Source organism: Pseudomonas sp. ACN8 (assembly GCF_002303925.1).
Classification (GTDB): Bacteria; Pseudomonadota; Gammaproteobacteria; order Pseudomonadales; family Pseudomonadaceae; genus Aquipseudomonas.
Window position 1 is genome coordinate 110517 of sequence record NZ_MRCS01000005.1, and the last position, 16933, is coordinate 127449.

Genomic DNA, 16933 nt, shown 5'->3' on the forward strand with positions numbered 1-16933 from the left:
GCGAACCACTGGGATGATGCCATCGCGTGCAAGCCCGCTCCCGCAAAGCTTGGAGCCCAATCCCTTACTACCGTCCATTTGGGTCGATCTCAGTCTGCCACGACCGGCTAATGACGACCCAAAGTTCCCTGTCGCAGCAGCTAGAAAATCAGGGGAGATTTAGCGTGCCAGATGGGTCTGAGCATATGTTCACTGAGAAGAGCCAAAATTCATTAAAAAGCTGGTCACATAGTCCTGGCAAGACGTGGCCCGAAAACGTGTGTATGGATTAGATTACCCGTCATTTGAGAAGCGCGAAGAGTACATCCAGTGAAATTTCCACATTGGTGTCTGGTTCGTAGAAACAATCATCTAACGGATCCGTCCAAACCAACTCCCCGGTCAAAGGCCGTCGCATGCAGTTACTCAGCCGCAGGTCCATCGACTCAATCCCCGGAAACTCCGCCGCCAGCGCCAGCGTCTCCATCAACCCAGCATACTGCCTGTGAGCGCGCGCCAGTTCACGACATTGCTGTGCAACAACGGGTAAGTCCCTCGAGCCAGGCTGCCCCTCTTCATCGAATCGCGCAAGCCAAGCCTCAAGAACAGGCTCGCTGCCCACTTCAATATCAACCAGGCGCTCGACCTGCGCTAGCCAGTAGAACTCTACCTCAGGGCCAGACTCGTAGGTGTCCGATAACGCCACCGCACCATAGTTGTGCAGTACCCTGACCACGTTTGGGTTACCCGCAGCCGATTGTTGCGCCAGGAAGTTATGGCCACTGCCTTGCAGGGTTAGCCGCAGCAAACTGTCACCCTTCTCGAAGATAGTTGAACTGGAACCGGTCTTGAATACCTTCGCGCCTTTGAGTGGCAAGGTTTCCAGCAGCCGGTCGAAATTCGGGGTCGGGAAACGCACGCAGATGTGTTCGCTCATTGTGTTCTTCCATAACAGATTGATGGGTCTGCCAAGCGCAAACTTCGGCTCATTTTGACAACGACAATTCAGCTTGTAGCCGGTTTTATTTCAAGCAGACCTTCCACCACAGCATTGACGTCTGCCAGGCCGCCAACGCTCACAAGCCAGCCATAAGTGATGGGTTGCTTGCCATTATGCAATTTCGATGGAAACTTCGACATGCTTGAGTGGTGTCGATGGCCTGTGCTGACGGCAATTTCCGCCAGCAGATCTACCAAGTGCCCCCTGATGATGTTGGGGTGAACCATCAGACAGATGTTGTTGATGCGGGTCCTTGCTTTCAATAAATAAACCGTCTGGCCGGCAGCGCAAAACTCTGCAAGGTATTTGCTCTCCCTAACGAGCACGTATCCGCTCTGTTCAATCTGCTTGATCACCTTATTGGTGAATTCATCGCATGGGACAGCTACGGTCTTGCGGGCTGGCTTGGCCGGAGGCGGTGGGGCAAGGGCAGCTTGGGTACTATCCGGTAGAGGGACGGCGCGTGGCGGTTCCGACATTGGCGCAGCGCCGCGCAGAAGCAACGCAGTTGCGCCAGCCATTCGCGCATAGGCACGATCGAGTTTCGCAACTCTGTGACGTACAGGGTCTGCTGGCTTCAGGTCACTGAGTGTTTTATCTCTGATATACACACTCGGTGCGCTGCCGCCACTGGTTGAAGGATGGCAGAAAGAACCCAAAAACTGCCGGGCGTGCACATACCCGTTATCGACGCACCATTGCAACGCGTCTTCGGGGCAATCGCCCAGGCCGATATACAGGGCGTCTGGGTTAATTTCGCGGAGTGTGGAGACGAAGCAGTCCATGAAGCACTCTCGAAATAAAGGGGAAGCCATCAGGTAGGCAAATGAGCCCGCAAACATGGATTCGCCACCCTCAGGCGTTGTTGTAAAGGCCGCGTGAGGTATGACCGAGGTTCCGTGGAACAAGTCGGCGTTTTCTTCCCACAGGGACTCTACATTTGGAATGCGCAGGATCTTGTCGAACTTGAAGTGCCGCAGATAGCGCAGCAAGTTTGGGCGCATGGCGCTGCCACCGAATGCACCAAGTTTTTTCACTTCATGAAGCAGCGTTGCAGTCGGGATGCCAACGGCCATTAGTCGCTGGACTTCGCCGTACGCCAATCGCAGCTGGTTGGGGCCTGGGGTGATGCCCACGATGACCAACTTGGCATCAGCGTTGACGTGTTCGAAAGGGATGTACCTGAGGATGTCTCTGCCTGTGTTTTCAATCACGAGCTCGGGACTGTTGGCGCCCGCCGTGCCGAGCCTGCGGATGGCAGGTGAGTAGCGCTCGAAAAGTGTGTGGTCCATCGAGTTGTTCTCCTGATCTGTTCGAGCTCGTTCCGTTAGTAGGGCAGTTGCTCAGCGGTGCCGGTGTTGGGCCGGTATTTTCTCGGTCCGAATCAGTCGCTCGCGCTCTTCGACTCGTCCGCCACGGTTGATAGGGGCCTACCTGTATCCTGCCGGCGGAATCGGCTCTGGGAGGCGCCTGGGTTACTCGGCGCGCAGCGTTAGGGTTGTTGTAGTTATGGGTTACCAGAGCTGCTCGTCGCGAACTGCTGCTTCTGGCCATTTGTTGCCCTTCCTGACAGGCAGCAATCGGCCAATTCTGTTGAAAACAGTCGGCCATAGTCTCCACGGCAGAAAAGTACGTACTTGAAATTGAAATTTTTATTTTGAGCAGAGTACTCCGGCTCAGATTTCGCGTAACTGCGCGCTAAAAAAGACGTTTTCAGCCGTCAGCATGCGGGCAGTCTGGAAGGACTTACTTTTTCAACAGAATCGGCCAATATCGGTCACTCTCGAAGGCCCGCGATGCAGCATGGAAGCGGATCAAGCTTCTGTTTTCTCCTGTGCGCTAGCTGGAATATTCAACTCACTCAGCGAATCAATAAGGACTTGGATTTCCTCAGGATGCTTAGGCCGGGGTCTGCGCACAATTTCCTTCTTCTCCGCTACCGTTCGTTTTTTAGTAGCCGTAATGAACTCCATGAGCCCGCCAAAGATAAAGAACAGTGAAAACCCCAGCGTAAATGGGGCCAGCACTATTCCGATGAATATTCCCAAACATCCGTCCGCCGCTTGATTTGAGTCGTACTCGCATGCCTCAAGTGTCGTCACTTCCTGAGGAGCATAAAGAGCAGCATCGAGCCCGAGAATGTCGGACGCGAAGAGCTCAGACTGCCCCCTTCCGCTTAGAGGCTGGGACGGGTTATTGCTGTACTTTCCAAAAGCGCGATGCTTACTGAGGTGGTCCAGCAGTGTTTGCTCAACATCCCATGCATCCTCGAGCTGCGTGAAGAAAAACACTTTATCGATAAGTTTTTCATCGCCGTGACCACCATACGCCATGCGATCGACCAGGCTAGCCTTGGTCGTGAAGCCAATTTTGTAAAAAAGACCCTGGGGAGTGGTTAGCCGTGCGTAATAGACGTTACCTGCAGGGTTACTAGGCCTGCGGAACCAGCGCTTGAATCTCGTATACAGTGATGCATGTGGCTTGGCCATTCCCTTCATAATTCCCGATAAGTCCGCAGCTGGGACATCCTACAGTGGCGGCATTAAGCCTCCCACCTCAGCCTTGCATCTCCCAGGGCTCGTGAGACGGTAGCTCCAGTTGGTGCTGCCGACTAAGGTCTGCTGTACCTACCTTGAATCGCGCTCAAATTTGTAGTCATTCCATGACTACTTCTGGCCGATTCTATTGAAAAAATCCGGCTTGGTTTTCACGTTGTAGCGTGCGAGAGAGATGTTTTCACCCATCAATATTCGAGCATTTTGGGCAAACCGACTTTTCAACAGAATCGGCCGATTGCTGCACTTAATCGTCATGGAGGCCGATTACGATTCGACTCAAAAAAAATTCAGTCCTACATCACTGCCATGACATCCACCCCATGGAGCTCAGAACCATGTCATTGCATTGTCCTCTGTGTAACTCCCCCAAGATCGCATCTTTACAAACAGCCATGAAGATTGGCGCAGCTGTTGGAACCGTAGGCGGAGCCGCTCGTGGTGCGAGCGCCGTTCTGGCAGCAGGCCAGGTGGGCGCCTCTGTCGGCGCTATTGCCGGCCCTCTTGGCATCACCCTCGGCACAGTTTCTGGTGCCATCCTCGGCGGGCTCGCTGGAGGTGCAGGCGGCTGTGCCCTCGGTGCTCAGCTTGGCGAAAAACTCGATCGCCATGTGTTCGCCAACAACCTTTGTCTCGCCTGCAATCATCGCTTCAACCTACCAGCCTAATCCTCTTACAACATTCTTCGGTAAATGCTGCGCGTGCACAGCATTTATGCCCGTACGCACCCAAAGGAATCACTCCCATGGCTCATCTCGTCGAACAAATGGCATACGTTGGCGCTACCCCTTGGCATGGTTTGGGTAACCGCCTGACGCAAAAACAACCGCTTGAGGTCTGGCAGCGAGAAGCCGGCATGAACTGGCAAATCCAGGACAGCCCAGTTCACTTCAAGGCCGACACTGTTGGCAACCTAGGCACAATTCACTCCTTTCCGGAACAAAAGGTTCTCTACCGCTCTGACACCAAGGCCCCCTTGTCGGTGGTTTCCAACCGCTACCAGGTCGTGCAGCCTCGTGAGGTGCTGGAGTTCTACAGAGATCTGACGGAGGTCTCCGGCTATGAGTTGGAAACAGCTGGGATACTCAAAGGTGGCCGCAAGTTCTGGGCTCTGGCCAGAACCGGGCAGACAACCGTGCTGAAGGGGAACGATCAAGTGAATGGCTATCTTCTGTTAGCCACATCCTGTGACGGCACGCTGGCCACCACCGCGACCCCGACCACCGTGCGTGTAGTTTGCAACAATACCCTGACCATCTCCCTGAACGGCGCTACCCGCGCAATCAAGGTGCCGCACAACACGCGCTTTAATCCGCAGACCGTGAAGAAACAACTGGGCATCGCCGTCTCGCAATGGGATGAATTTATGCACCGCATGCTCGCACTGGCAGAGCGCAAGGTGCAATGGCATGAGGCGATGGGCTTCTTCATGAATGTGCTGTGTGATGTGACCCCCAATAGCAAGCTGCCGGAAATACTTCCGAATGAACGAGCACTGCGCAAAGTCCAAGGGCTGTACGAAGGCCAAGGTCGTGGTGCGACGCTTGAATCAGCTCAAGGAACTGCGTGGGGCTTGCTCAACGCCGTGACGGAGTATGTCGATCACGAGCGACGCGCACGCAGTACTGAGAATCGCCTTGATTCTGCGTGGTTCGGTAATGGCGCGGTCCTCAAAGAGCGCGCACTGAATGCAGCGCTGCAACTCGCCGCCTAGCCCCACTCACCTACTCAACTATTAAAGCGCCTGGTCAGCTTCTGCTGGCTGGGCGTTTTTTATGCCGAACAGGAAATCATCATGGCAACGCAAACACTGCAAAACTCCAACGCCAAACCACGTCCAGCCTTGCGCCTTGTCGGTACCAAACAACTACCACGTGAGGACTGGCTGGCCGTGCGTAAACAAGGCATCGGCAGCTCGGATGCAGCCGCCGCTGTAGGTCTTAACCCTTACAAATCCCAGCTGGAGCTGTGGCTGGAGAAAACCGGCCGTGATACATCCCTGCCCAAGCTAGATCCCAATGATGAAGAGAGTCCTGCTTACTGGGGCAACATTCTCGAACCGATTGTGGCGACCCACTACACCAAGCGCAGCGGTCACCGGGTGCGGCGGGTCAATGCGGTGCTGCAGCATCCTGATCTTAAACTGCCCTGGATGCTGGCCAACATCGACCGCGAGGTCATCGGCGTCGACGATGTACAGATCCTTGAATGCAAGACTGCCGGCATAAACGGGGCACGCCTCTGGAAGGAGGGAGTGCCCGAGTATGTGCAGTTGCAAGTCATGCACCAGCTCGCCGTGACCGGCAAGCAGGCAGCAGATGTGGCGGTGCTGCTCGGTGGCCAGCACCTGGAGATCCATCGCATCGAACGAGACGAGTCGATGATTGCTCGGCTGATCGACCTGGAGCGGTTGTTCTGGGATTACGTGGTCACTGATACCCCACCACCGGCCGACGGTACAGCCTCAGCGGAAGCTGCGCTGCGCTGCCTCTACCCTGAGGACAATGGCCAGACCCTGGACTTCAGCCAGCACCCGGAACTGGCCACCACCTACCGGGAACTCAAGGCTGTTCGCCAGAGCATTGCTCAGCAAGAGACGCGTGAGGCGCAGCTCAAACAAGTCCTGCAGCAGGCCATGGGCGTCGCCACCCGCGCGGAGTTTACCGAGGGCTACATCAGCTGGAAGAAGTCAAAGGACAGCACCGTGCTGGATGTCGAACAAATGCTCAAGGACAAACCCTACCTGCAAGCCCGCTACCCCAAGATCAAAACAGGCAATCGTCGCTTTTTGATCAGCTGAGCCATTCCTCATCAACCAAGCCACCTGGACCGTTTACGTCCCGGTGGCTTTTTTATTTCCAGATCAAGGATAACCGCCATGCTCAAAGGTTTAGCGATCACCCCTCCGGTACTCGGGCGCATTTCCATCGGCAAGGTCGTCGAGAAAAACGGCAAGCGCCTGCCCGAGAAAGACGATCAGTTCACCATTACATCGCAGGTACAGAGCCGCGATGGTTGGTTATTGCATCCCCTTAACGAAGAGCTGCGCAATGGTCAGGACGGCAAGCTGCGCAGCATCCCGATCCGTTTGCTGTTCAACGAGCCTGACCTCAACTTTCGGGCTGACTACAGCTTGTTCGACCGAAACACAGGTCGGCCACTCTGCGTCGGCAATGGTGAGACCTGCAAGCGTTTGACCAAGGACGGCATTCAGTCACTGCCCTGCCCTTCACCTGATGGCTGCTCACTGGCTCAAGGCAATGCCTGCAAGCCTTACGGACGACTGAACGTGGTGATTGGTGACGATGATCCGCTGGGCAGTTTTGTCTTCCGTACCACCGGGTTCAACAGCATCCGCACTCTGGCGGCACGTCTGCAGTACTTCAGCGCAATCTCCGGCAATCGCCTGGCCTGTCTGCCGCTGGAGTTGCGTCTGCGTGGTAAGTCCTCTCGGCAGAGCCACGGTACACCGATCTTCTACGTAGATATCACAGTGCGCAGCGGCATGGACATGGCCGAGGCGCTGCAGTCAGCGAATAAACTCGATGCGCAGAGGCAGACGGCGGGCTTCGATCAAGCCGCGCTTGATGAGGCGGCACAACGTGGCTTCGGCAATGGAGCCTTCGAGGACAGCGAGGAAGATGTTGGCGTCGTCGTTGAGGAGTTCTTTTCCAGCCCGGATGCAGCTTCCACCACTCCCCAGAGCGAAGCGTCGCAAACCAGCCCCAGTACTCTGGCGGGCAAGCTGGAAGTGCTCGCCGCTCAAACCCACTGACCTGGCTTCTGCCTGATCCTAGGCAGACTTTTGGAGAACCGAAATGACCCTACTGCGATTTCTGTTGTACCTATTCGCCTTCATTGGCGCGTTGGTGGCGGCTGGCGCGCTGGTCTTCAGCGCTGTGCTGATGCTGCGCTTTCCACCCCTGCTGATCATCGTGGTACTTGCGTGCTGGATCCTCGGCCGGCTGCTCAAGATGTTGCAGATACCGGGCCTGGATCACTCCAAGGACACCACTGCATCACCGCAGTGACCAATCACTGTCATCGGCGACTACGCAACTGCCATGATGATCAGCAAAGAGGGAGGCACAAGCCTCCCTCTTTGCTGATCATTTTTTTCTTTTGGTACCAACGCAGAGCTAAATTTGGGGACTAGCTAGCATGCAACGGAAGTCGCGGGTTTCATCTCGAACCGCAGATAATCCATTAGCCGCTTCGCTTCGGTCACCTCAATGTGCGGGATGAGTAGGTACTTCCAAGGCTTTCCACCCACACTCAGCGCGTAGTCGGAAGCGTGCTTAACCCATTGTGCAGCCGCTGCTGCCTTGGCCTGCACGTCCTGTGCATCCAAGTCATTGGCTGCCTTTGTCTCGGCCAAGAATACGCAGTTATCCGTCTCAACCACGAAGTCCGGCACATACTCCGGCTGCTCGACACCCTGCTTGTAGAAGATCTGGAACTGCCCCTTGGCGGGTTTGAACCACTTCAAGGCATCACGTTCGAGGATAACGGCAAAGCGTCGCTCAGTATCGGAGTCGAACCTCTGCAGCGGATACAGACAGCGCTTGAAATCGCCAAACAACATCTGTCTGATCCGACCGATTTCCGAGATGGTCTCCCGCACGCTATGTACCGGCTGGTTGGCAGCAATGGTGTAGTTGCAGGGACGAAGTTCGGTAAAGCCACGGCTGACCTTGACCTCGTAACCGCTGGCTTCCTCCCAGAAGTGCTTGTGCATTTCAGCATGGATCAACTGGGCCAACTGGGCACTATAAGTATCAAGGATTTCATGCAGCTCGCTTTCGGAATAGTTCTGCCTCTGGTAATGGGCCACCGCCTGACCTGCGAGATCATATAGAAGTTCGGACTGAGTGAAGTAGTCCACGTCGTCGAAGTCGATCAGCTTCTTGACGATGTAGTCCTCAAGGCGCGTCTCGCGAATGCCACTTTCCCGACTCATATTGAACTGCTCGCTGGTACGCAGTACCTGACCGACAATTTCGCGTTGGCCAGGCTGGAAGTTGGGAAGCGAGCCTAGCGTGAACGCATGGTAGCCCGAGGTGACTTCGCCAGTTGGCACTACCGTGATGCGAGGGATGTCGATGGTCTGTTGCACAACGACTTCCGTGGTCTTGGCCACCACCTCTGCCAGATTCAGCTCCGATACTTGTGCATCCTGCCCCTCCAGCAACGAGCCTTGCAGCGGCTTTAGGCGCTCAGCCACTTCGGCCTGGATCTTCTGCTGAACTTCGGGCTTGAGCAGATCCTTGCTGCTCGACACTAGGTCGCGGTTGGTTTCGTACTGGCCGATCACCTCCATTACCGTGCGAGCCGCTTGCTTCTCCGCGTCGGTGGTGAAAATGGGCGCAGGAGTTGTCGTCGCAATGTTCGTACTCGCCTTGCCTGCCTCGGTGGTATTGTTGCCTTGCGTCATCGCGGGCAAGGCCGCGCCATCGGACAATCCGAGCACCGCATTCGCCCCGGATGGCACCTGCACACTGGTCTTTTTGTCGTCCGCATTGGGTGCATCCAGGATCACCCGCTGCATGCGGATAGGAGAGTCGCCGCGATTCGCCTCGTCGATGATTTCCTGGAACTTGTCATGAGCGACGATGTTAAGGCGATCCACCACCGCTACGCCTGTACGCTTGCCATAAGGCAGGCGCAAGCCTCGGCCTATGGACTGCTCAATCAGAGTACGCGCATTGGCGGCTCGCAATGGGACGATGGTGTACAGGTTAGTGACGTCCCAGCCCTCCTTGAGCATGTTGACGTGAATAACGATCTCGGTCGGCTCGTCCACACTTTCAACTGCCAGCAACCGGGTGACCATTTCCTCTTCGTCTTTGCCACTCTTGCTGGAGTCTACCTGGATGACCTTGCCACGATAGCGTCCCTCGAAGAAGACTTCCGATTCCAGTCGTGCCAGCAACTGCCCAGCGTGTGTGGTATCGCGGGCAATCACCAGCATAAAGGGCTTGACCACCTTGACGTTGTTCTCGTGGGCATAGGTCAATAGCTCGGCTTTGGTCGCCTCATGCAGGCGCACACCATCTTCCAGTTTGACCCTCTCCACCTCTTCCGGTGCATGCTTCTTACTATCAAAGTCACGCTGGGTGACCACGGCCGGCTCCTTGACGAAACCATCTTCAATCGCACGAGCCAGCGGGTAGTCCATCAGCACATTCTTGAAAGGAACCGGCCCCTTAGGGGACTCAACGAAAGGCGTTGCGGTCACCTCCAAACCAAACAGTGGCTTCAGCTCGTTGATGGAGCGCACCCCGGCGCTGGCCCTGTAGCGGTGCGATTCATCCATCAGCAGCACAAGGTCTGGCAGGTTGGCTAGATGATTGAAGTAGCTATCGCCCAGCACTTCCTTCATCCGCTTGATGCGTGGCTCCTTGCTACCGCGCACCTCGGAGTTGATCTTGGAAATGTTGAAGATGTTGATGCGCACATCGTGGGCAAAACCCGTCGCCTGATCTTGAACGACTGCACCGGTCTGGTCGTAGTTATCACCGGTAATGATCAGCGGTGACTGTTGCGCGAACTCGGCGATGCCCTTAAACACGTACTTCGGCGTGTTGCGCGTGAAATCGGCGATCAGCTTGTTGTAGATCGTCAGATTCGGGGCCAGCACGAAAAAGTTGTTGATGCCGTGTGCCAGATGCAGGTAGGCGATAAACGCGCCCATCAACCGGGTTTTACCCACACCCGTGGCCAGCGCAAAGCACAAGGACGGAAACTCGCGCTCGAAATCTTCTAGTGTCGGGAATTCTGCCTTGAGGGTAGACAGAATGGCCGATGTATCCTGGTCGTGGCCGAGCAGCTCAGGCGCGGCTTCCAGAGCACCCACCAATTTCGAGAGAGACTCAGCCTGCGGTGGGCGAAGAGACAATCGACCAGCGACTGCATTTAGGACGCGTGCACTCATTATTCGTTCTCCCCAAACAGCCCGCCCTGTCCGGGAGCAGCTTTTTTGTACTTCGGTATTTTTGTGGTGCTGGCGGCAATTGGTTCGAATTTCTCAACCTCAGCCATTGGCAAATTAGCCACGTTCAGGCTGTAGTCGTCGTGGCCCCACTCGCAGCGGGACAACACCATCTTGGGGATTTTTTTCAGGGTCAGACTCGGCCAGCGTTCGCATGCCTTGGCGGCAGTCACACCGTGGAACGCCGAGCAACACACCAACAGGCTTTGCTCGCTACCCACTTCATCCGACAGTGCCTGCAACTGTTCGGCCGAAAGATTCTGGGTGGTGACGTAAATAAAATCGCGCTCACTGGAATAGCCGTGCTGCCACCAATGCACTTCTGACGGCGCATAGGTAAAGCCGTCGATCTTGCACAGCGCCTCAGCCAAATGCGCAGCGTTGTAATCTGGATTAACGACCGGATTACCCCAGCGGTCATTGATGATCAGGCTGGGAGCAAGTTTGTAGTAACGGAACCCCCCGCCGCCTTGCCAATCGACCGCCTCGCTAATACCGCCTTTGTCTTCGCCGTCGATGACTTTCTGCAGGCGAGCAATGACGTGGGTATGACAGTGTTCACCCAGCTCAACCATTATCCAGCGACGGCCCATTTTGTGGGCGACAGCGCCGGTAGTACCGGAGCCTGCGAAGGAATCGAGGACAAGGTCGCCGGGATTTGTAGCAATGCTTAACACCCGTGAAATAAGGGCTTCTGGCTTCGGTGTATCAAACACTTCAGATCCAAATAGGTCTTTGATTTCTTTTTTTGATGTCCGATTTGAGCCGACATCACCATGAGGCCAAATGGTTTCTGGTGGCCTGCCGTCGGTATCCTCGAAATAAATACGAAAATAAACGGCCCAACCATCTTTCGTCTTAACAAAATCTACTCGTTCAGGCTCCTGTTCAACCTTTGCTGCCCCCCATTGCCATCTGCTATCAGACCCATCTGGATTCTTTGGATAAACCTCCGTTCCATCTGGAGCGGTTATAGGAAAATACATCGACGGTCTTTTATGGCGATGACCATCAGCGCCCATAGCCCTTAATGGCTTCAAGTAATAGATTTTTCCGTCAGCATCTGTCTTGTTGTAATGCTCCGGAGGGCTAGCTTGCTTGAGCCTATTAAGGCCGATTTTCTGAATGTCTTTCGCAAAAACCAACACGTGGTCGTGCCTAGTCGAAAAGTACTTTGCATCTGATCGAGGACTATCGGCCTTCTCCCAAATGACATCTGCCAAAAAATTGCTGCGTCCAAACATCTCGTCGCACAAAACTTTTAAGTAATGTGCCTCGTTGTCGTCAATTGTGATCCACAGCGAACCATCATCAGACAGCAACCGTTTGATGATCTCCAACCGGTCGCGCATCAATCCCAGCCAGATTGAATGCTCCAGCCCGTCATCATAGTGCGTAAAGGCGCTGCCGGTGTTGTACGGTGGGTCAATGAAGACGCACTTCACCCTGCCGGCAAATTCCTGCTCCAGTGCCTTCAACGCCAGCAGGTTGTCACCGAAGATCAGCCGATTGTCGAAGAGGTCATTGTCCGAAACCTGGTGCATGGCGTGATAGGACTTCTCTGGATCTTCGACCAAGATGCGCGGCTCCAGCTTGGGGCGCTTCTCCTTGCCGATCCACGTGAGTTCTAGTTTTTGTTTGCTCATAATCTTGTTCTCATAATTGCGGCGCACGGCTCGCTAAAAAATCAATCAGGCGCTTTCGTGGATAAGCATCCGCCGCGTTGTGAATATTGCGCAGTGGGGCTATCGCCGGATCAGCCGCAAGCGCGTAATGTTTTTCCATCAGGTCTACCAGAAAGGACGTGGCATTCCCCTGATGGCGGAAATAGGCCAAGGGCCCTGCGAACGTCAAACGCTCCTTGGCAAGATCGAACGCTTCTTGCCGCAGTTGATCCAAAGCCAGACTGATCAGCGCCGGAATGATGCTGGCCTCAATAGCGGCCGCCGCGCCAATGCGGTTGCGCAAGCGCTTCATCAATACCGCTGTGATAACATGGGTGCCGTGCCGGTACACCAGGCGTTCCAGCCCCTTAGCGGGTGCCTTTTGTTCGTTATCCAGCACCAGCGCGCGAATGGCCCGGTAGCACAACACCACGTTGATCAAGACCGCGCCAGTTAGCTGCGCCACGAACAGTGCCTGATACTCGGATGAATCCGGGTTCGCCAGCCGGGCGACTTCGCTCTTCAGCCAGACCGGATAACGCGGATCGTTTTGCAACAGTGCCAAGGCACGCAAGGCTTCGTCGAGCGTGATGGCCTTAACGCCTGCCCCCACAGCAATTTCGGGGCGGTAATGGTAGTCGTATCCCAAGTGTGCGGCTTCTTGGCGCAAGCGCTCCTGAGTTTCGTCCATCGAAGCAAAGTTCGCTGTCTGCACTGGATTTTGGTGGTTACGCGCTTTGGTCACTTGTTTGCCAAACTGGCCTTCTGCCGGGGCCTTGATCAGGGTCAGCATGACGCGCGCATCGTCGATACTTTTACCCGGATGCTGGCGTACAAATTCGGCCGCCGATGCCACCGTCTGCGCACCATTGATGATGGACAGCCCGCGAACCTTGAACTTCTTGACGCCGTTTTTGCTGGCTTTCGGGTCGATCAGGTCGCAGACCGCCGTGACACCGTTGTTGAGATAAAAAAAATCCTCAGGCTTGTCGTGCAGAGTCGCTTTGATGGCCTTGTTAACGTCGGACTTGCTACTGCCAAGAAAGTAGCGAATGTTGCGCTCATACAAGGCCTTGCCGTGGCTCTGGTGCAGCGCAACGAGATCAGCCAGCCGCGCCACACCGTAATAGGTAATGCGGGGCGTTTCGATTTTTTCGTGTTTGTGCAGCGTGATATCGGCATGCACCGGCTTGTACGCTTGCTCGGCGAGCAGGTCACGGGTGATGTCGGCGGCAGCGTAAAAATGTACCAATTTGACCAAGCGTTCCTCGTCGAGGTCTTCATCATCGAGCAGAGCTTGCAAGGCATCGCTGGCGGTTTTGGAAACGCCGTCGCCTGTGAAAGGTACCAACAACTGAATGCGGCTACACGCATCGAGGGCACCTTCAATCTCGATTTGCCGGTTCTGTACGTTAGCGTTAAAGGCGGCGAAATCCTGCTTTAGCAAAAAACGCACACCTTCACAAAACGGCAATGCATCCTCTTGTTTGAACTGCTCCGACTCCTTCAGCTTGGTTTGCAGCAGATAGAGCGATTCAGACTTGGCGTCGTAATAGATGGCGTCAATGCCTTTGTCCTGAAAATCATCCACTACCGCGGCGGCAGCAATTTGGGGCGTCAGATCAAGCAACTTGTGCAGAGCGAAAGCACTGAACGCTCGCGAGAGTTGCTTGGCCGCTTGGTCTGCTGCTGGCTTTTTGGTATCCAGCAGGGGGGGCAAAAATGGAACGAAACGCTCCTTCAGCACCTTTTTTAGAATGGTCATGTATTGCGGTTCGAGCGCTGTCATCAAATCAGCTTCCATTCAATAGTAAACAGGGTTTTCTCCTCAACCTTTTGCTGCAACTGTTGCTCCAACTGGTCGATCAGCGAATTGCGCTCTTCCTCGATCTCGTCTTGACGGGCAAACAGCTCGCGGCGCAGCTTGCTGCGCTTTCCCTCCAGCTCGCGCTGCTGTCTCTGGTAGCCGAGTTTCTCCTCCAGCGTCGCTGCCGTAGCTGCCGTCCGGCGCAGCTCCTTGATCTCGACGTCAATCGCCTTAATTTCCTGCTCTAGCCCCAGTTTGAGGTCATCAGCCCAAGCATCAAGCTTTTCAACCTCCTGCTCGAAGTAGCCCATGTTGCGCTGGTTGATCTCACGCAGCAGTTGGTTCTTGCGTTGTTCAAGGTCATCGACCAGCAGCGCCGTTTCAGCCTCTCCATGCTCGCCTTGCTCCAAATTTGCCGGCAGACGCAGCAGCTTTTCCGGATCGTCTTCGGACAACGACTCTCCGTCAGCTGTGACGGCGGACAGCACCAAATGCTGCTCCAGGTTGCCCAACGCCTCGACGGAGAAAAGCTTTAGAGTCAGGCAGCCTTGCTTTCCCCGCAAAGGTTCTAGGGTGCTGATACGGGTTCCATAAGCGTCGTAGTCAAATACAAGCCGGGCTGGCAAACCCCGGTCGAGCCGTCGTCCTTTAGCCTGTTCAACGACCCAAGCAGCTAACGGATGCCCGAGGCGGTAAAGGTGTGATTCACCAGAGCGGCGCGGTAGTTCATAGCACCCCAGCGCAATGTCAGCCGCGCTGCTTGCCGGCAAGTCATAGAGTTCAAAGCTATCGTTCTCAAAACGTGCATAGCCGTCCAACTCGGCACGAGTCAAATCTAGCAGCAGGCGCTCGTAACGGTTTCGAGTCTTGTTGCTGTCTTCGGCACGGATGCGTAGCTTGTCCTGTACTTCCTCGTCGAAGTTCTCAAGCAGCACCTGACGAGTCTTGACCATGGCTTCACTGATTTCCCCGGACAGCTCCAGCTGCAACTGCTCGAAACTACGCCTGATCTCCTCGGGATTGCGGCAGTTCTGATAGATCTCGGCAATACGACGCTCGAAATCAACGCCTGAGCCGATAGAGCCCAAAATCTCGTCGCTTGCACCGAAAACACCTTCAAACAGCTGGAACTTCTCTGCCAACAATTCATAGACCCGCGCATCAGCTTCATTGCTACGGTCAACGAAGTTCACCACTACCACATCGTGCTTCTGTCCGTAACGATGGCATCGACCGATGCGCTGTTCGACACGCTGCGGGTTCCAAGGCAGATCGTAGTTAATCACCAGCGAACAAAATTGTAGGTTGATACCTTCAGCGCCCGCTTCAGTGGCAATCATGACGGTACCACGCTCTTTGAAGTGCTCAACCAGAGCAGCACGAGTGTCAGCTGTTTTAGAGCCGGTGATTCGATCGCTACCCGCATGCTGTTTCAGCCAGTCTTTGTAGATTCGCTGAGCGTTCTGATCGGTATTAGTGCCATTGAAGAGCACGATTCCGTTACCATAGGGTGTCTCAGCAAGCAGCGAAAGCAGGTAATCCTGAGTGCGACGCGACTCGGTAAAGATGATTGCCTTACGGGCAGCGCCTAGACGCTCAAGCTCTGCAAAAGCGCGTCCCAATGCCACGAGCAACGCCTTACCCTTGGCATTCTCGCTAATACTTGTCGCCATTTGCTTAAATTGCCGCAGCTCTGCAATCTCTGCCGAAATGGCATCGCGCTCGCCAATTGAAAGCGCCAAAGTCTCATTTGTGCTCCCATCCTTATCACTTTCGTCGGCCAGCTCGTCCAGGCCTTCATAGTCTTCATCCAACGTTTCTGTGAGGTCAACGAATTCAGCGGTTTTGTCGAGCGTACCCTGTAGTCTCTTGGCCATGGTATCTAGCGCCCCGGCAATCGCATGGGTTGATGACGCCAGTAGCTTCCAAAGCACCAAGGAAATCAGCTGCCTTTGGCCCTCTGGCAAGGCATTCAAGTTGGGGCGACGCAGATATTCACCAACCAGGCTGGAAAGCTCACGCTCCTCCTGAGTCGGAGTAAACTCCTGAACAATCGCTCGCCGCGCAGTGTAAGGCACATACTGCTGTACCTGGCGACGCAGGGTTCGCTTGCAGACACCTGCCAACCGCTGTCGCAGTCCGGCGAAAGCCTGATCTTTAGGTGTGTTGATGAACTGAGCACGGAAACTGTCAATGTCTCCGAACACACGATCGTCGATAATGCTGACCAAACCATACAATTCAAGCAGAGAGTTCTGCAGGGGAGTCGCAGTCAGCAAAACTTTAGAATTCACATGCGCCAAAGCATCCTGGAGTGTCTTGCCAATAACATTGTTGTTCTTGTAGACGTTACGAAGCCGGTGAGCCTCATCGAGAACGACCAGATCCCAGGCCACAGACTTAACATCCTTGGCCTTGGACTTGGCGAACTGGTAGGAGCAAATTACCGGCCCACCGCCGAACACGAAGGGATTCTTGTCGCCCTGCTTGCGGATGTTGTTATAGCTTTTGGCTTCCAGGATCAGACCTTGCAGATTGAACTTGTCCTGCAGCTCTTGGTGCCACTGCTTGCGCAGATTAGCCGGCGCGATGATCAAGATACGGCGCCGACGCTCTGCCCAACGCTGGGAAATCACCAACCCCGCCTCGATGGTTTTACCCAAGCCAACTTCGTCCGCCAGGATCACGCCACGAGATAGCGGATTGCGGCAGGCAAACAACGCTGCATCGACTTGGTGCGGATTGAGGTCTACCTGCGAATCGACAAGGGTGGAGGCGAGTGACTCTACCGAGTCTCCAGCTGCGCGCCGGGTGAGTAACCAAGCAACGTATTGGCGCTGATGTTCGGTGAGCAGCATTGGTGTCATCGTGTTCCCTTGATGGCTAGAGCTAGATTGACGAAATGATCTCACGTTTCAAAAAATGAGTGGCGGGAAT

At 55.0% G+C, this 16933-nt stretch carries 12 protein-coding genes; 5 read left to right on the plus strand and 7 right to left on the minus strand.

The window, feature by feature from the left end; all coding sequences use genetic code 11:
* Positions 1–280: 280 nt before the first annotated feature.
* The 3 genes from BSF44_RS04425 to BSF44_RS04435 form a co-directional block, all read right to left on the minus strand.
* Positions 281–916, minus strand: coding sequence for a hypothetical protein (locus BSF44_RS04425; protein ID WP_077182409.1), 636 nt, complete (start codon positions 914–916; stop codon positions 281–283).
* A gap of 68 nt (positions 917–984) precedes the next feature.
* Entirely contained in the window at positions 985–2271 is a 1287-nt protein-coding gene (locus tag BSF44_RS04430) for a hypothetical protein (RefSeq protein WP_095942437.1), read from the minus strand.
* Positions 2272–2793: 522 nt separating this feature from the next.
* Positions 2794–3468 carry a hypothetical protein gene (locus BSF44_RS04435; protein WP_141249991.1) on the minus strand — a complete coding sequence of 225 codons (675 nt, stop codon included), beginning with the start codon at positions 3466–3468 and terminating at the stop codon, positions 2794–2796.
* A 404-nt stretch (positions 3469–3872) separates the two neighbouring features.
* On the opposite strand from BSF44_RS04435, the gene BSF44_RS04440 reads away from it, so the two are divergent.
* From BSF44_RS04440 to BSF44_RS04460, 5 genes are all read left to right on the plus strand, one after another.
* Positions 3873–4202 carry a hypothetical protein gene (locus BSF44_RS04440; RefSeq protein ID WP_095942439.1) on the plus strand — a complete coding sequence of 110 codons (330 nt, stop codon included), beginning with the start codon at positions 3873–3875 and terminating at the stop codon, positions 4200–4202.
* 77 nt (positions 4203–4279) lie between these two features.
* Positions 4280–5248 (plus strand): DUF932 domain-containing protein, encoded by a 969-nt coding sequence (locus tag BSF44_RS04445; protein WP_095942440.1) that lies wholly within the window; start codon positions 4280–4282, stop codon positions 5246–5248.
* An 81-nt stretch (positions 5249–5329) separates the two neighbouring features.
* Positions 5330–6334 carry a YqaJ viral recombinase family protein gene (locus BSF44_RS04450; protein WP_095942441.1) on the plus strand — a complete coding sequence of 335 codons (1005 nt, stop codon included), beginning with the start codon at positions 5330–5332 and terminating at the stop codon, positions 6332–6334.
* A 78-nt stretch (positions 6335–6412) separates the two neighbouring features.
* Positions 6413–7309 (plus strand): hydrolase or metal-binding protein, encoded by an 897-nt coding sequence (locus BSF44_RS04455; protein ID WP_095942442.1) that lies wholly within the window; start codon positions 6413–6415, stop codon positions 7307–7309.
* A gap of 43 nt (positions 7310–7352) precedes the next feature.
* Complete coding sequence (locus BSF44_RS04460; RefSeq protein WP_095942443.1) at positions 7353–7565, plus strand: hypothetical protein; 213 nt, start codon at positions 7353–7355, stop codon at positions 7563–7565.
* Positions 7566–7690: 125 nt separating this feature from the next.
* Here the strand turns inward: BSF44_RS04460 and BSF44_RS04465 are convergent, their stop codons facing one another.
* From BSF44_RS04465 to BSF44_RS04480, 4 genes are read right to left on the minus strand one after another with little or no spacing between them, the layout of a single operon-like run.
* The gene (locus tag BSF44_RS04465) at positions 7691–10468 is read right to left on the minus strand and encodes a DEAD/DEAH box helicase family protein (protein WP_095942444.1); all 2778 of its coding nucleotides are present in this window, start codon (positions 10466–10468) and stop codon (positions 7691–7693) included.
* Positions 10468–12171: a site-specific DNA-methyltransferase gene (locus tag BSF44_RS04470; RefSeq protein WP_095942445.1), complete on the minus strand. Its 1704-nt coding sequence runs from the start codon at positions 12169–12171 to the stop codon at positions 10468–10470. Before BSF44_RS04470 ends, BSF44_RS04465 begins: the two co-directional genes overlap by 1 nt.
* Before the next feature lie 10 nt (positions 12172–12181).
* Complete coding sequence (locus BSF44_RS04475; protein WP_095942446.1) at positions 12182–13978, minus strand: AIPR family protein; 1797 nt, start codon at positions 13976–13978, stop codon at positions 12182–12184.
* Positions 13978–16854 (minus strand): SNF2-related protein, encoded by a 2877-nt coding sequence (locus BSF44_RS04480; RefSeq protein ID WP_218194542.1) that lies wholly within the window; start codon positions 16852–16854, stop codon positions 13978–13980. The genes BSF44_RS04475 and BSF44_RS04480 overlap by 1 nt, the downstream gene beginning before the upstream one ends.
* Between the last annotated feature and the right edge of the window lie 79 nt (positions 16855–16933).

Coding starts and splice junctions, on each gene's coding strand:
- BSF44_RS04445 (WP_095942440.1), top strand. CDS start 4,280: ATGGCTCATCTCGTCGAACAAATGGCATACGTTGGCGCTACCCCTTGG.
- BSF44_RS04470 (WP_095942445.1), bottom strand. CDS start 12,171: ATGAGCAAACAAAAACTAGAACTCACGTGGATCGGCAAGGAGAAGCGC.
- BSF44_RS04475 (WP_095942446.1), bottom strand. CDS start 13,978: ATGACAGCGCTCGAACCGCAATACATGACCATTCTAAAAAAGGTGCTG.
- BSF44_RS04450 (WP_095942441.1), top strand. CDS start 5,330: ATGGCAACGCAAACACTGCAAAACTCCAACGCCAAACCACGTCCAGCC.
- BSF44_RS04430 (WP_095942437.1), bottom strand. CDS start 2,271: ATGGACCACACACTTTTCGAGCGCTACTCACCTGCCATCCGCAGGCTC.
- BSF44_RS04425 (WP_077182409.1), bottom strand. CDS start 916: ATGAGCGAACACATCTGCGTGCGTTTCCCGACCCCGAATTTCGACCGG.
- BSF44_RS04435 (WP_141249991.1), bottom strand. CDS start 3,468: ATGGCCAAGCCACATGCATCACTGTATACGAGATTCAAGCGCTGGTTC.
- BSF44_RS04460 (WP_095942443.1), top strand. CDS start 7,353: ATGACCCTACTGCGATTTCTGTTGTACCTATTCGCCTTCATTGGCGCG.
- BSF44_RS04455 (WP_095942442.1), top strand. CDS start 6,413: ATGCTCAAAGGTTTAGCGATCACCCCTCCGGTACTCGGGCGCATTTCC.
- BSF44_RS04465 (WP_095942444.1), bottom strand. CDS start 10,468: ATGAGTGCACGCGTCCTAAATGCAGTCGCTGGTCGATTGTCTCTTCGC.
- BSF44_RS04480 (WP_218194542.1), bottom strand. CDS start 16,854: ATGCTGCTCACCGAACATCAGCGCCAATACGTTGCTTGGTTACTCACC.
- BSF44_RS04440 (WP_095942439.1), top strand. CDS start 3,873: ATGTCATTGCATTGTCCTCTGTGTAACTCCCCCAAGATCGCATCTTTA.